The organism is Pontibacter cellulosilyticus (assembly GCF_014306105.1).
Classification (GTDB): domain Bacteria; phylum Bacteroidota; class Bacteroidia; order Cytophagales; family Hymenobacteraceae; genus Pontibacter; species Pontibacter cellulosilyticus.
The window spans coordinates 472,877-487,099 of record NZ_JACRVF010000003.1 but is presented as its reverse complement, the minus strand read 5'-3'; the positions used below and the strand labels follow the sequence as shown (position 1 = coordinate 487,099).

13 protein-coding genes are annotated in these 14,223 nt (G+C 46.0%); 1 reads left to right on the top strand and 12 read right to left on the bottom strand.

What is annotated here, in order from left to right; translation table 11 throughout:
- Positions 1–315 precede the first annotated feature (315 nt).
- The 5 genes from H8S84_RS12950 to nuoK form a co-directional block, all read right to left on the bottom strand.
- The gene (locus tag H8S84_RS12950) at positions 316–1,002 is read right to left on the bottom strand and encodes a dioxygenase family protein (RefSeq protein WP_187067755.1); all 687 of its coding nucleotides are present in this window, start codon (positions 1,000–1,002) and stop codon (positions 316–318) included.
- A gap of 124 nt (positions 1,003–1,126) precedes the next feature.
- Positions 1,127–2,509 (bottom strand): NADH-quinone oxidoreductase subunit N, encoded by a 1,383-nt coding sequence (locus H8S84_RS12945; RefSeq protein WP_187067754.1) that lies wholly within the window; start codon positions 2,507–2,509, stop codon positions 1,127–1,129.
- 40 nt (positions 2,510–2,549) lie between these two features.
- Positions 2,550–4,001, bottom strand: a complete 1,452-nt coding sequence (locus H8S84_RS12940; protein WP_187067753.1) for a complex I subunit 4 family protein — start codon at positions 3,999–4,001, stop codon at positions 2,550–2,552.
- Positions 4,002–4,013: 12 nt separating this feature from the next.
- The gene (gene nuoL, locus H8S84_RS12935) at positions 4,014–5,978 is read right to left on the bottom strand and encodes an NADH-quinone oxidoreductase subunit L (RefSeq protein ID WP_230407167.1); all 1,965 of its coding nucleotides are present in this window, start codon (positions 5,976–5,978) and stop codon (positions 4,014–4,016) included.
- A gap of 42 nt (positions 5,979–6,020) precedes the next feature.
- Positions 6,021–6,350 (bottom strand): NADH-quinone oxidoreductase subunit NuoK, encoded by a 330-nt coding sequence (gene nuoK / locus H8S84_RS12930; RefSeq protein ID WP_187067752.1) that lies wholly within the window; start codon positions 6,348–6,350, stop codon positions 6,021–6,023.
- A 364-nt stretch (positions 6,351–6,714) separates the two neighbouring features.
- Here nuoK and H8S84_RS12925 point away from each other — a divergent pair, with 364 nt between their 5' ends.
- Positions 6,715–7,650 (top strand): DUF6929 family protein, encoded by a 936-nt coding sequence (locus tag H8S84_RS12925; RefSeq protein ID WP_187067751.1) that lies wholly within the window; start codon positions 6,715–6,717, stop codon positions 7,648–7,650.
- Between the two features lie 87 nt (positions 7,651–7,737).
- On the opposite strand, the gene H8S84_RS12920 is transcribed toward H8S84_RS12925, so the two are convergent.
- The 7 genes from H8S84_RS12920 to nuoD form a co-directional block, all read right to left on the bottom strand.
- Positions 7,738–8,256, bottom strand: a complete 519-nt coding sequence (locus H8S84_RS12920; protein ID WP_187067750.1) for an NADH-quinone oxidoreductase subunit J family protein — start codon at positions 8,254–8,256, stop codon at positions 7,738–7,740.
- A gap of 4 nt (positions 8,257–8,260) precedes the next feature.
- A complete protein-coding gene (locus H8S84_RS12915) occupies positions 8,261–8,770 on the bottom strand; it encodes a NuoI/complex I 23 kDa subunit family protein (RefSeq protein ID WP_187067749.1) in 510 nt (169 codons plus the stop codon).
- Positions 8,771–8,857: 87 nt separating this feature from the next.
- Positions 8,858–9,925 (bottom strand): NADH-quinone oxidoreductase subunit NuoH, encoded by a 1,068-nt coding sequence (gene nuoH, locus H8S84_RS12910; protein ID WP_187067748.1) that lies wholly within the window; start codon positions 9,923–9,925, stop codon positions 8,858–8,860.
- A 3-nt stretch (positions 9,926–9,928) separates the two neighbouring features.
- Complete coding sequence (locus tag H8S84_RS12905; protein ID WP_187067747.1) at positions 9,929–10,909, bottom strand: 2Fe-2S iron-sulfur cluster-binding protein; 981 nt, start codon at positions 10,907–10,909, stop codon at positions 9,929–9,931.
- A gap of 79 nt (positions 10,910–10,988) precedes the next feature.
- Entirely contained in the window at positions 10,989–12,335 is a 1,347-nt protein-coding gene (nuoF, locus tag H8S84_RS12900) for an NADH-quinone oxidoreductase subunit NuoF (protein ID WP_187067746.1), read from the bottom strand.
- A gap of 51 nt (positions 12,336–12,386) precedes the next feature.
- Positions 12,387–12,920, bottom strand: a complete 534-nt coding sequence (locus H8S84_RS12895) for an NADH-quinone oxidoreductase subunit NuoE family protein (protein WP_187067745.1) — start codon at positions 12,918–12,920, stop codon at positions 12,387–12,389.
- A gap of 55 nt (positions 12,921–12,975) precedes the next feature.
- On the bottom strand, positions 12,976–14,220 hold the full coding sequence (gene nuoD / locus H8S84_RS12890) for an NADH dehydrogenase (quinone) subunit D (RefSeq protein ID WP_187067744.1): 1,245 nt from the start codon (positions 14,218–14,220) through the stop codon (positions 12,976–12,978).
- Between the last annotated feature and the right edge of the window lie 3 nt (positions 14,221–14,223).

Here is a 14,223-nt window from a genome sequence, read left to right as displayed (position 1 = left end):
CTTCTGTTTATCCACAAATCCACAGTTATCCACTCTAGGTTTGTTGATAACTGTGAATTATTGCAGCTCATTTATACTTTAGTCTTGGCTTTTGTAAGTACAAACACCTGCTATTTGTGGATATGTGGATAAGTCAGGTTGATAAGTATGGTGTATAACTTTAGGGGTGATGTATCCAGTAAGTACACAGCGCTGTGTATTAATATAGGTAGTATGCATACTTGTTCGGCTGATTGAAGACTTCCCGCCACACACCAGCATATTGGGCAATTCGCTTTACATCTTTGCTACAGCCAGGGAGGGAAGTAAATCATATCATCTCTTCGGATAATCAGAAACATTCATTCCAAGTATAATATCTCGGGTAGCACTCTGAAGTCCATTCTGCTGCTGCACTTTCACAATGCCACTTCCTCCTACATTACGCATCTTTTGCTTCATGGCAGTTGTCATTAAAGGATCGTCTTCAAAGTGAATGTCATCGATATAGTACTCATTCTTAAATTGTGGCTCTTTTACCAGCATGTGTATGTGCTGCGGGTTGTTGCTATTTGGGTAGGAGCCGGGGCGGATGGTATAGATAGTGTACCTTCCTTGCCTATCTGTTTTTACCCAACCCCTGATATAGCCATGTCGCTTTGCTTCGGGATTTAAGCCAGGTTTGTCTGCATATACTCCTGCCGGGTCTGTTTGCCAGTAGTATAGTATAATATTTGGCGCAGGTGTTTTTCCGCCTGGTTTATAAACAGTGCCTGTTACGACCAGCTTTTGCCCTTCGCTATTCCATGCAGCGCTGGTGTCGGTTGCATTTATACTTTCAGGCATACCTACATAAATTAGTTCACAGGTTTCACAATTGCCGCCTACCCGTTTGCCTGTTTGAGCCGGAGAATCAGCATCAGCAAACTGATTTTGAGCGCTTTGGTTGTTGCAGCTTGTAAAAGCCAGTACTGTGGCCAGAAATAATCGGAGGTAAGTATAAACGCAGCACATAACAAACATCTTTTATGGTAGATATTCTTTCTACTAACTTGTGACTCAGCAAGTTTTAATATTGAAGGTGTATAAAACAGAAGAGGCTGCCCGTTGTGGAGCAGCCTCTTCTGTTTTATGAGTTATGTGTTGCTTACAAGATGTCGCTTACAAGTGCAGGAGCAATACCCAATAATATTGTCAGGACTGAGATGAAGATTAGTGTAAATGATGCTACTCCGCTAACCTGAATCTTCTCGTAGTTCTCTGCCGGCTGCATGTACATCGCAATAACCACACGGAAATAATAGTAAATACCTACTGCAGCAAGTAAAACTGCAATCACAACTAACCACAACATACTTGATTCCTGTAGCACAGCTGAGAACACGAAGAACTTCGCAAAGAAGCCAGCCGTGAGTGGAATACCTGCTAATGAAAGCATCGAAACAGTCATGGCAAAAGCTAGAAGAGGATTTGTTCTTCCTAAACCGTTGAAAGCCTCATACTTGTCAGAGCCCTTCTGATCAGATACCAGCATCAATACACCAAAAGCAGTGATAGAAGCAGTAGCATAAGCCAGGGAGTAAAACAGTATAGAAGAGGCAGATTTCTCGTTAAAGGCCACCAGCGACATAAGCAGGTAGCCTGCGTGTGAGATACTCGAGTAAGCTAACATTCGTTTTGCGCTTGTCTGTATCACGGCTCCAATGTTACCTACCACTAATGTAAGTACAGTAATAGCGATCATTGTCGGAAACCAGGCAGCATAAGAAGCGGCAAAAGCAGCGGCCATTAGCTTAAAGAAAGCAGCTACACCGGCAGTTTTCACAACGGTAGACATAAACGCTGTGAAGAAGGTTGGAGAACCTTCATAAACGTCTGGTGTCCAGAAATGGAACGGCGCAGCAGAGATTTTAAAGGAAATACCTATTAACAGCATCAGAAGGCCAAGTATAAACATAGTGTTCATCACACCACCTGTGGCAATCTGTGCAGCACCAATCTCTGTAATGTTAAATGTACCTGTTGCTCCGTAAATCAATACGATACCAAAAAGCAGTATACCTGTAAAGAAGGCACCCATCAGGAAGTACTTTAAAGCTGCCTCGTTAGAGCGCAAGCTTTTCTTGTTACTACCAGCCACCACATACATGGCTATAGAAAGGATTTCAATCCCTACAAACAGCATCAGCATGTTCTCATAGCTCACCATCATAATGGCACCTACCAGCGAGAACAGCAGCAGGCTGTAATATTCTGCCAGGTTGGAGTCGCCTTCACGAACGTAGCGCTGCGAGAACGGTAACAGCAATAAGGTTGTCAATGTCATGATGCCCGTAAATGCCACCGCATAGTTGTCGATGGTCAGCATGTTGTTGAAATAGCTTTGCGTGTCGTTCCAGCTGAACAGGTTAACAGCAAATACTATTAGCAAGAACAGTAGCGCCAGAGGCAACAGTATCCTCTTAGACTTCATGAACCCTATAAACAGGTTCGCGATGCCAAATACGGATAGAAGTATAATCGAAGTCATGTCGTATTTCTGATAAACTCGTTATTCTTAATTGAGCTGCTTAGCGGTTAATGATGCTTAGCAGGTTTATAACTGCAGGCTCTGAAATGCTTAGGAAAGTATTCGGGAACAATCCGATCCAGAAAACCATGATCACCAACGGAATCAGTACAGCCATCTCGTTCATTGTCAAATCAGTGAAGCTTTCTGTAGCCTCAGACTTAGTACCGAACATTACCCCCTGGAACATGCGCAGCATATAAACGGCACCAAGTATAATGGTAAGGCCAGCTACAGCACCATAAATGTAGTTGTACTGGAACACGCCAGACAGTAGCAGGAACTCACCCACGAAACCGTTTGTAAGCGGAAGCGCTACAGAACCTAGCAATAAGATCATAAAGAAGATCGACAGTGCTTTTGCATTCTGTGTGATACCACCCAGGCTGGTGATCTCTCTTGTGTTGGTGCGGCTAAAGATGATATCAATAATGAAGAACAGACCAACAACGTTGATACCGTGGCTTAGCATCTGAATAACACCTCCTTGTAAACCTTGCTCGTTCAGGGTAAAGATACCGGCGGCAATTAGGCCAACGTGAGCAATAGAAGAGTAAGCTACCAATCGCTTCAGGTCGCGCTGACGGATGGCAATGATAGATCCATACACGATACCAATGATAGCAAGTATAAGCACCAACTCATCCCACTGGCTCACACCCATCGGTACAATAGGTAATAACCAGCGAATCACACCGTAGATACCCATCTTCAGCATGATACCTGAAAGTAGCATGGTTGCCTGCGTAGGCGACTCAGTATAGGTATCTGGCTGCCAGGTATGGAACGGGAACACAGGCATTTTAATAGCGAAGGCAATAAACAGAAACCAGAAGATCCAGCTTTGCTCACCGCTGCTTAGTGCCAATTGGTAAAATGCATTTACATCTGATGAATGTATGCCCGGCGTTTGTAAGTATAAGTATACAAAAGCGGCCAGCATGAACAGTGAACCGAAGATTGTGTATACAAAAAACTTGAATGTTACTTTAATTCTATTCTCGCCTCCCCAAACGGCTGCAATAAAGTAGATTGGAATAAGCGCCACTTCCCACATAAAGTAGAACAGGAACGCATCCATGGCCACAAACACACCGATCAAGCCAGTCTGCATGAACAGGATAAGGGCGTAAAAAACGTTAGGGTTTTTATAATCATGCTTGAAAGAAGAAAGCACGATCAAAGGCACCAGGAACGTTGTCAGCAGCACCATCAGGATACTGATGCCATCCATGCCGATGCTGAAGCTGATGCCGGCACTCTCTATCCATGGGAAGTTAAGAGCCAGTTGTGTACCGCCGTTTTCAGCATTAAATCCAGAGAGAGCGAAAAGAGACAGCGCAAACTCAACAAGCGCTGCTACAAAAGCCACTTTCTTGGCACCTTGTCCTTTTATTAGCAACACAAGTAGTGCAGCTAAGGCAGGCCAGAAAAGTAAAAGAGCTGTAATCATCTTCTTAGAACCTTATCCGATAAAGAAGTTTAAAAATAGAATCAGAACGATGCTGAACACCATTACCATAATATAAAACCCGATGGCACCACTTTGTGCGTAGCGCAATGAACGGCCACTTTGCATTACCATCTTGCCAAATCCGTTCACGATACCATCTACCACGATCACATCCAGGAAGCGGTGGAAAGCGGATGACATCCACATTAGCGGACGCACGATGATAGTGTCGTACAGTTCATCGATATAGTATTTGTTATAAATCAGGTTGTGGAGAGGAGATAGACGCTCACCTTCTGCAACTGGTACTGTTTTCTTGCTCACATACATTACATAAGCGATAAGAGCAGCAATTACAGCCACACCCACTGATAAGCCCATCAGCATCCATTCTGTAGCGTGGTCTATATGAAGCGGTGCCACAGCAGCAGCATTAGCTACCTGCGCGTAACCATAGATAGGAGCCAGGTAATTCTGCAGCACGTGCATGTTCTCGCCAAACACAGCCGGAATTCCTAAGAAACCACCCACTGTAGAAAGTATAGCCAGTACGATCAGCGGCAATGTCATAGAAATTGGAGACTCGTGCAGGTGGTGCTTCTGTGACTCTGTTCCTCTGAATGTTCCGAAGAAAGTAAGGAACACCAAGCGGAACATGTAGAAAGAAGTCATGAACGAGGCCAGCATACCTAAGCCCCATAGTACTTTGTTATGCTCCCATACGTGCGCCAACAACTCATCTTTAGAGAAGAAACCGGCAAACGGAGGTATACCTGCAATGGCAAGCGTACCGATCAGGAAGGTAAGAAAGGTAATTGGCAGGTATTTTCTCAGGCCACCCATGTAGCGGATATCCTGCTCGTTACTCATAGCGTGAATAACAGAACCAGCACCTAAGAACAGAAGCGCCTTAAAGAAAGCGTGCGTTAATACGTGGAAGATTGACGAAGAGAATGCCATCACGCCCAGTGCCAGGAACATGTAACCCAGTTGCGAAACAGTAGAGTAAGCCAGTATCTTTTTAATATCATTCTGCGCCAGGCCGATAGTGGCAGCCAATACAGCTGTAGCCACACCCACAATAGCGATAACCTCAAGTGTAGTAGGAGCCAGTACATACAGTACGTTAGAACGAAGTACCATGTAAATACCAGCCGTCACCATGGTTGCCGCGTGAATCAGGGCAGAAACCGGGGTAGGACCTGCCATCGCATCTGGTAACCAGGTAAACAATGGAATCTGAGCACTCTTACCCATGGCACCTACAAACAGCAGCAGGGTAATCGCAATCATGATGTTTGAATCGATGCCGCCAGTAAAACGTGCAGCCTCCGCGAAAACCTCAGGGTAGCTAACAGAACCGAACGTGATAAAGATCAGGAAGATGCCTAACAGGAAGCCTAAGTCACCGATACGGTTCATCACAAAGGCTTTCTTAGCGGCATTGTTATAGTTGGTATTCTTGTTCCAGAAACCGATCAGCAAGTAAGAGCAAAGACCAACGCCTTCCCAGCCTACGAACATCATCACATAGTTAGAGCCCATTACAAGCAACAACATCGAGAACATGAACAGGTTGATGAAAGCGAAGAACTTACCGAAGTTCTCATCGTGGCTCATGTAGCCTGCAGAGTACAGGTGGATAAAGAATCCTATACCTGTTACCATCAGCATCATTAGCAGCGTCAGTTGGTCAATCATAAACGAGAAACCAATGCGCATATCGCCGGCAGAGATCCAGTTGTAGTAGTCTACAAGGTAGGCTTGGCTGCCATTTGCGGTAAAATCAAGGAAAAGGTAGATCGAGATCAGGAAGGACGCCAGCACGGTGCCACAACCGATCATACTTACCAAGCCTTTTGCCAGTTTGCGGTTGCCCAGGCCGTTCAGAATAAAGCCCAGCAGGGGCAGTATCGGAACCAGCAGACAAAGTAGTGCCATTCCCTGGTTATTAGTCGGCATTACAATTTCTTGCATCTGTGTATGTGTTTAAGCTAATTCTTATTTAAAAGGAGCTTTCTACCACTTCAGGTAGTTAAGCAGTTGCACATCGGTAGAGCGGATGTTTCTGTAAGTCATTACAATAATGGCAAGGCCTACACATACCTCTGCAGCTGCCACTGCCATAATAAAGAACACGAACACCTGTGCATTTGCATCGCCTCTGTAAGAAGCCAGGGCGGTTAGTAGCACGTTTACTGCGTTAAGCATCAGCTCTACGCACATAAAAATGATGATGGCATTGCGGCGTGTGAGTACTCCAATCACACCAATAACAAAAAGAGCGGCGCTGAAGTATAAATAATACTCTAACGGAATGGTTCTGATTACCTCAGGTATGTTGTTCATCTTGTATGGGACTGAACGTATTACTGTTAAATTACTGTCCAAAAATCAAGTCGCAAAGTTACCCCCATTTTTGTAAAAACCATAACTTATTTCCACACTTCTTGAGGTAATTAGCGTATCGTTTTTGTTCAATTTTGTGTCGCCAAATATGCCCAGCTTATACTTGTTTAGCCTCATCTATCTGAAGCAGCATATAACTTGTTATACTTTTACCTTTTGATTGCGTAGCTATGGTAAATCCTGACTCTCGCTGTATATGATGTGTAAATATGTGTTGTGCTTTGCTTTTGTAATACTGTGCCTTACAGGCTGTAAATCTAACGAACCTGTAACCACTGCTACTGAAGCTCCTGTATTAACAAGAATGAAATCTTTAAGTTTAAAAGCTACCATGGTTGGCAACCAGCCATTACAGGAAATTCCATCTGCCTCCGGGATTGAATTCGTGGAAGGAGCATATTACGTTATTGGCGACGATTCCCCATACTTATATCAGTTAGACGAGCAGTTTAAGTTAATTAATAAGTATAGTCTGTTTGAGTCGGGGAAGCTAGGTGAGAGCGGCCGCTTACCAAAAGCAGAGAAGCCTGACCTGGAAAGTATAGCAGGTTTTACCTATGGCCGCGATAACATGCTGCTGATTTTTGGCTCAGGTGCCAGTGAAGCCAGGAATAAAGGTTATCTGGTGAATCTGTCGGAAAAGGGTACTGTGAAAGAGTTGGATCTTAGCCGCTTTTATACTTTCCTGAAGCGCACTCTAAAAATCGAGACGGAGGGGCTACTGAATATAGAGGCGCTGGCTATGGATAATATTTATACTTACTTGCTCCAAAGGCCTTTGGGTAGTGGTGTAAACGTGCTGTTCCGCTTTGATTCTGATGATTTCAAGGATTTCCTGCTTAGGAACGGCCCTATTCCTGCTGTAGCAGTTTATCATTTCACACTTCCCGGTATCGGGCAAAACAGCGCAGGCTTTTCCGGAGCATATGCTTTAGGCGATAAGCTTTTTATAACGGCATCGGTAGAGGATACGCCCAATGCCATAGATGATGGTGAGGTTTTAGGAAGCCTTTTAGGAGTGATAGACTTGAATGCTTTACCTTACGCCACTAACTCTGCTAATCCGTTGGCTGTGCCGGCCGTGCAAGTAGCTGCTGAAAACGGGGCCGCCTTCAAAGGTAAAGTTGAATCGCTAGTTGTAAAAAAGACAGAAGTCAAGAATCGCTATCATATGATTATTGTAACTGACGACGATAGAGGCGGATCCAAATTACTGGAGGTAGAGTTGAAGCTAGATTAAGTTTATACTAGACCTGTGTCTGATAAAGTAAAAAGGCGTGCTACAAAGTTGCAGCACGCCTTTTTTATGTAAAATCGAAAACTTCTTCTAAAAATGCTGTTCGCCTGTTTCTTTCTTTCCTAACATCACAGCACCCACCATGGCTACCAGGAACAGTACCGAAGCCAACTCAAACGGCAGCAGGTATTCTGTGAACAATACTTTGCCCAGGTTCTCCACCATACCTATTTGTGAATTGTAGCTCTCTGGGTTATAACCGGCTACTTCTGCATCTTTTAATGCTGCGATCATCACAACAAAGAGCAATCCTCCAGCTACTGTGCCGGTTATTTTACTTAACATAGATGTCTTGATGCCTTTATCAGAGCCTTTGCCCAAGTTCAGGAACATGATCACGAACAGGAACAGTACCATGATGGCACCGGCATAAACAATAATGTTTACGGCGGCCAGGAACTGCGCATTTAGCAGAATGTAGTGGCCAGAGATGGTAAAGAACGTAATAATCAGGAAAAGTACGCTGTGTACCGGGTTCTTTGATATTACTACCATTAAGGCACATAACAGCGTAAGCGAACTCAGGAAATAGAACAGATTCTCTGTCATCGGGTTATTTCGTTTCTGTAGTTTTCAGAGGCTCAACCAGACGGTCTTTGCCGTAAATAAATTCATCGCGCTCAAAACGGGCAGGCGCAACTTTATCGTCTTGCAGGAAAATAGCAGCTTTAGGGCAAGCCTCTTCGCACAGTCCGCAGAAAATGCAACGCAGCATGTTTACTTCATAGGTAACTGCATACTTCTCTTCACGGTACAGGTTCTCTTCACCAGCCTTACGCTCTCCAGCCGTCATGGTAATAGCCTCAGCAGGACAAGCCACTGCGCATAAACCACAGGCGGTACAACGCTCAGCGCCATTTTCATCGCGCTTAAGCACGTGCAGGCCACGCCATATTTCGCTTCGCTCACGCGTCTGCTCCGGGTACTGAACCGTTGCTTTTTTCTTGAAGAAGTGCTTTAATGTTATTCCAAGACCTTGTGCAATAGCAGGAAGATAGGCCTTTTCAGCAAAGGTCATTTCCCTCTTTTGCACTTTCTTGCTTCTATTTGATAGTGGTTCCATCTCTATTTCGATTATGAGTATTGCTTTGGGTGATTTATACTTTTAACAGGATACCCCTCAGCAACATTCAAATTTCGGTACTATAGTTTAAAATAAATAGTCTTTCAGCAGAATACCGCCACCTGTAAGTAGTATGTTCAGGATCGCAAGCGGAATTAATATCTGCCAGCCCAGCTTCATCAGTTGGTCGTAACGGAAACGCGGAAGCGTCCAACGAACCCACATAAAGAAGAAAATGAACAGGAATATCTTCGCGAACATCACTGCCACTCCAATCAGGGTAACAATATTATTTGCTGTAACGGCATCTTCTGTAGCATTTACCAACCAGGCTTCTAACTCCAGCATGAACGGGAAGTTGTACGCGCCGAAGTATAGCGTAGCCATAACAGCCGATGCCACAAAAATGTTAATATACTCTGCAAACAAGTACATACCCAGCTTCATAGAGCCATACTCTGTGTGGTAACCGCCGATAAGTTCAGCCTCAGATTCTGGTAAGTCGAAAGGCGTACGGTTAGTCTCGGCAAAAGCACATACCAGGAAAATCAGGAAGCCAAGCGGCTGGTACCAGATGTTCCAGTTAAAGCCTTGCTGCTGCTCTGCAATTTCACGTAGCGATAGTGTACCGCTCAGCATCAGGATCGCAATAAGTGAAAGACCCATCGCCAATTCGTAGCTGATGTTCTGAGAAGCTGCACGGATAGCACCCAACAAAGAGAATTTGTTGTTTGAAGCCCATCCACCTACCATCAGTCCATATACACCCAGTGATACTACACCAAACACATATAACACCCCGATATTTACGTCAATGGCAATCAGGTTAATTTCATGGCCGCCTATGATCAGGTTATCACCGAACGGCACCACTGCACTCGACATAGTAGCCACCAACATGGCAATACCAGGACCAAGTATAAAGAGTGCCTTGCTTGACTTAGAAGGTATAAAGTCCTCTTTAAAGAACAATTTACCAGCATCGGCAAGCGGCTGCAGCAAACCTAGCGGACCCGCACGATTGGGACCAACACGATCCTGAATGAAGGCCGCAATCTTACGCTCGAAGTATGTTGAGTACGTCGCTATCAGCAGGGTGATGCCGAAAATAGCGATGATGTATATGGCTTTGTATAATAGGTCTACAGACTCCATTTCTTATTCCTGTGGAAGGTTTTTCTTAGTGGATACTGGTAAGTTTGGAACAATCGGCACGTTTACAACCGGCAACTCATAATGGTTAGCCGAGATAACAGAGCCTCTGTCGATGTGACGAGGACCTTCGATTGTCCAGTCTTTTACCTCTTTCTTATCAAAGCGGCAGGTGTTACAGATAAACTCTTCCACTTCTGCATACTGATCTTTGCGGGCTGTTACACGAAGAACTTCCTCACCACGCGTCCAAAGCGTAACTTTACCAGAGCAGGTAGGGCAATCTCTGTGTGCGTCCATTGGCTTGGTAAACCATACACGGTTCTTAAAGCGCCAAGTCTTGTCTGTCAAAGCACCTACAGGGCAAACATCGATCACATTACCAGAGAACTCGTTATCGATCACGTTCTCGATGTACGTACCGATCTCAGCAGCATCTCCACGACCAAGTACGCCATGCACACGGTTTTCAGCGATTTGATCAGCTGTGTAAACGCAACGGTAGCACAGGATGCAGCGCGTCATGTGCAGCTGGATGTATGGGCCTAAATCTACTTTGTTAAACGTACGACGCTCTTCCTCGTAACGGGTTGCGCTCACGCCATGCTCGTAAGACAGGTTCTGCAGGTCACACTCACCAGCCTGGTCGCACACAGGGCAATCAAGTGGGTGGTTGATCAGCAACATCTCTACAATGCCTTTGCGGGCGTTCAACACGTCTTCGTTTGTTGTATTTTCTACCACCATGCCGTCCTGTACCTGTGTAATACACGAAGCAACCAGTTTAGGCATAGGGCGTGGGTCTTTGGCTGAGCCCTGTGCTACTTTCACAAGACACACACGGCACTTACCGCCACTGCCTTTAAGTGGAGTATAAAAGCACATGGCAGGTGGCACTACATCGCCTCCAATTTTTCTAGCGGCTTGCAGAATGGTAGTTCCTTCTTCTACCTCTACTTCGATGCCGTCGAAAGTTATTTTAACCATTTGTAATCTTCCTATAATTGGCGCACAAGTATAAGTTGTGCAGTATTTAAGCCGCTAAAGTTTAGCGGTGGTTAATTTCTTAAGCTGTAACTGCGTCTAACTGGCCTCTGTACACAGCACCCGGAGCTGTTGCTTCTTTCGGATGTTTGATATGCCACTCAAACTCATCACGGAAGTGGCGCACAGCACTTGCTACCGGCCATGCAGCTGCATCGCCAAGCGGGCAAATGGTGTTACCCTCAATCTGCTTCGCCACGCTTACCAACAGGTCGATGTCCTGCTGATGTCCATGACCGTACTCGATGCGGTGCAATACTTTCTCCATCCAGCCGGTACCTTCACGGCATGGGCTACACTGACCACATGACTCGTGGTGATAGAAGCGAGCATAGTTCCACGTGTTACGCACAATGCACTGGTCTTCATCAAACACGATAAAGGCACCAGATCCCAACATAGAGCCGCTCACAAAACCACCGTCAGATAACGATTCGTATGTCATCAGGCGATCTTCGCCGGCTGCTGTCTTGAGTATAAGGTTGGCTGGTAGAATTGGAACAGAAGAACCTCCTGGTACTACTGCCTTCAATTGTTTTCCATTCCAGATACCTCCGCAATATTGATCAGAGTAAATAAACTCTTCTACCGGCACCCCTAGCTCAATCTCAAAAACACCTGGGTTGTTGATGTTACCGCTGGCTGAGATTAGTTTTGTGCCTGTGCTTCGGCCTACACCAACTTTGGCATACTCTGCACCAGTGTTGTTCACGATCCAAGGCACAGAAGCGATAGTCTCCACGTTGTTTACCACAGTTGGACACTGGAACAAACCTTTCACCGCTGGGAACGGAGGCTTGTTACGCGGATTGCCACGCTTGCCTTCCAGAGACTCTAGTAGGGCCGTTTCCTCACCGCAGATGTATGCACCACCACCCGGAGCTACGTGCAGGTCCAGGTCATAACCTGAGCCAAGTATGTTTTTGCCAAGCAATCCGGCCGCATACGCTTCAGCGATAGCTTTCTCCAGTATGCGAAGCACGAACAACAATTCGCCACGGATGTAGATGTAAGATGTATTAGCACCTAGCGCGTAGCTGGAGGTGATCATACCTTCAACCAAAGCATGCGGGTTTTTCTCCATGAACCAACGGTCCTTGAAAGTGCCCGGCTCTGATTCGTCGGCGTTGCATACCAGGTAACGCGGAACTCCTTCTGGTTTAGCCAAAAAGCTCCACTTCATACCAGTAGGGAAACCGGCACCACCACGACCACGCAGGCCCGATGTTTTCACCTCTTCCACCACCTCATCCGGAGACATCGTTTTCAAGGCTTTCTCTACTGACTTGTAGCCGCCGTGCTTACGATAAACCTCCAAGGTCTCGATGCCTGGTACGTTAATATGTTCGGTTAATATTTTGAGTCCCATTTTAGCAGGATATATATCTTGACAGCCTAAGCTGCCTCGTTAAATTCAGGTTTATTTTTTCCAAGTTGGCGTTTCGTGCTCCTTGTTGCGCATCATCTCCAGGAACGCGTCCAGCTTCTCTTCGCTGTCGATGTTCTCGTAATATAGCTCGCGCACCTGCAGCATTGGGCCAGAACCGCATGAAGCAAGGCATTCCACAGGCTTCAGGGTAAACATACCATCTGCCGTCGTTTCGCCTTCCTCTATGTTCAGCTTTTGCTTAATCATGTCGATCATCTGATCGGCACCACGAAGGCAGCAAGGGCCTGTACGGCATACTTCCAACACGTGCTTGCCAACCGGCTTCAGGTTGAACATAGTATAGAAAGTAGCCACCTCGTACACTTCGATCGGCTTTATGTTCAGGATCTCCGCCACCTTGTCCATTACCTCCGGGCTAACCCATCCGCCGAACTCCGCCTGCGCAATGTGCAGGATAGGCAGCAGGGCAGACTTATGGCGTCCTTCCGGGTAGTGGCTGATATAGCGCTGAATTTCGGCCATGGCCGCATCAGAAAACTTTACTTCGTTTATAGTCTCTGCCATTTTTATCTTGTCACCGGCCAAAGGCCAATGTATAAATGGTAATTGATTATTCTAATTAAGCGTCCAGCTCGCCAGCGATTACGTTCAAGCTACTCAGCGTCAGGATCGCGTCAGCCAGCTGACCACCTTTGATCATCTCTGTGTAAGCCTGGTAGTAGATAAAGCATGGTCTGCGGAAGTGCAGTCTGTATGGTGTGCGACCACCGTCTGAGATCAGGTAGAAACCTAACTCGCCGTTACCGCCCTCTACACTGTGGTATACTTCGCCAACCGGAGCATCAATCTCACCCATTACTATTTTAAAGTGATAGATAAGGGCTTCCATGTTGCGGTATACTTCCTGCTTTGGAGGCAGGTAGTAGTGCGGTGCATCAGCATGGTAAGATCCTTCTGGCAGATTTTTGTAGGCCTGCTCAATGATCTTCAAGCTTTGCCATACTTCCTCGTTGCGCACCAGGAAGCGGTCGTATGTATCGCCTTTAGAGCCTACCGGTATCTCAAACTCAAAATCCTCATAAGAAGAATATGGGTTCATTACGCGCACGTCGTAGTCTACACCAGCTGCACGTAAGTTAGGGCCGGTAAAGCCGTAGCTAAGGGCACGCTCAGCAGAAATTGCACCTACATCCGTAGTTCTGTCGATGAAGATACGGTTGCGGGTAAGCATTTTCTCAAACTCTGCCCATACTTTAGGGAAGCGCTTCAGGAACTCGTCGATCAGGTGCAATGCCTTTGGTGAAAGGTCACGCTCCATACCGCCGATGCGGCCCATATTTGTTGTCAAACGGGCACCGCATACTTCCTCGTAGATATCGTAGATGTGCTCACGCTCCTGCATCACGTACAGGAAGCCGGTAAAGGCACCAGAATCAACACCAAGAATTGAGTTACAGATCAAGTGGTCCGAAATACGGGCCAACTCCATCATAATCACACGGATGTACTGCGCACGCTTTGGTACGGTAATACCCAAAAGCTTCTCTACCGTCATGTGATACCCCATGTTATTGATAGGGGATGAGCAGTAGTTCATGCGGTCAGTTAGCGGCGTGATCTGGTAGAACGGTCTACGTTCTGCTATTTTCTCAAAAGCACGGTGTATGTAGCCGATCGTTGGCACAGCGTCCACGATCTTCTCACCGTCCATTTGCAGGATGTTCTGGAAAATACCATGCGTAGCCGGGTGCGTAGGACCCAGGTTCAGCGTGGTTAATTGCGGCTCTTCTGTCAGGGCAAGTCCGTTGTCTAGGCGGAATTGTTCCAGGTCAGTAAGCTCGACTTTCTTATTTTCAGTAGCCATTAT

Excerpts from the sequence above, each read along its gene's own strand:
- nuoF (WP_187067746.1), bottom strand. The coding sequence starts at position 12,335 with ATGGGACTCAAAATATTAACCGAACATATTAACGTACCAGGCATCGAG.
- H8S84_RS12915 (WP_187067749.1), bottom strand. The coding sequence starts at position 8,770 with ATGGAACCACTATCAAATAGAAGCAAGAAAGTGCAAAAGAGGGAAATG.
- H8S84_RS12940 (WP_187067753.1), bottom strand. The coding sequence starts at position 4,001 with ATGATTACAGCTCTTTTACTTTTCTGGCCTGCCTTAGCTGCACTACTT.
- nuoK (WP_187067752.1), bottom strand. The coding sequence starts at position 6,350 with ATGAACAACATACCTGAGGTAATCAGAACCATTCCGTTAGAGTATTAT.
- H8S84_RS12920 (WP_187067750.1), bottom strand. The coding sequence starts at position 8,256 with ATGACAGAGAATCTGTTCTATTTCCTGAGTTCGCTTACGCTGTTATGT.
- H8S84_RS12925 (WP_187067751.1), top strand. The coding sequence starts at position 6,715 with ATGAAATCTTTAAGTTTAAAAGCTACCATGGTTGGCAACCAGCCATTA.
- H8S84_RS12905 (WP_187067747.1), bottom strand. The coding sequence starts at position 10,909 with ATGGTTAAAATAACTTTCGACGGCATCGAAGTAGAGGTAGAAGAAGGA.
- nuoH (WP_187067748.1), bottom strand. The coding sequence starts at position 9,925 with ATGGAGTCTGTAGACCTATTATACAAAGCCATATACATCATCGCTATT.
- H8S84_RS12895 (WP_187067745.1), bottom strand. The coding sequence starts at position 12,920 with ATGGCAGAGACTATAAACGAAGTAAAGTTTTCTGATGCGGCCATGGCC.
- nuoD (WP_187067744.1), bottom strand. The coding sequence starts at position 14,220 with ATGGCTACTGAAAATAAGAAAGTCGAGCTTACTGACCTGGAACAATTC.
- H8S84_RS12945 (WP_187067754.1), bottom strand. The coding sequence starts at position 2,509 with ATGACTTCGATTATACTTCTATCCGTATTTGGCATCGCGAACCTGTTT.
- nuoL (WP_230407167.1), bottom strand. The coding sequence starts at position 5,978 with ATGCAAGAAATTGTAATGCCGACTAATAACCAGGGAATGGCACTACTT.
- H8S84_RS12950 (WP_187067755.1), bottom strand. The coding sequence starts at position 1,002 with ATGTTTGTTATGTGCTGCGTTTATACTTACCTCCGATTATTTCTGGCC.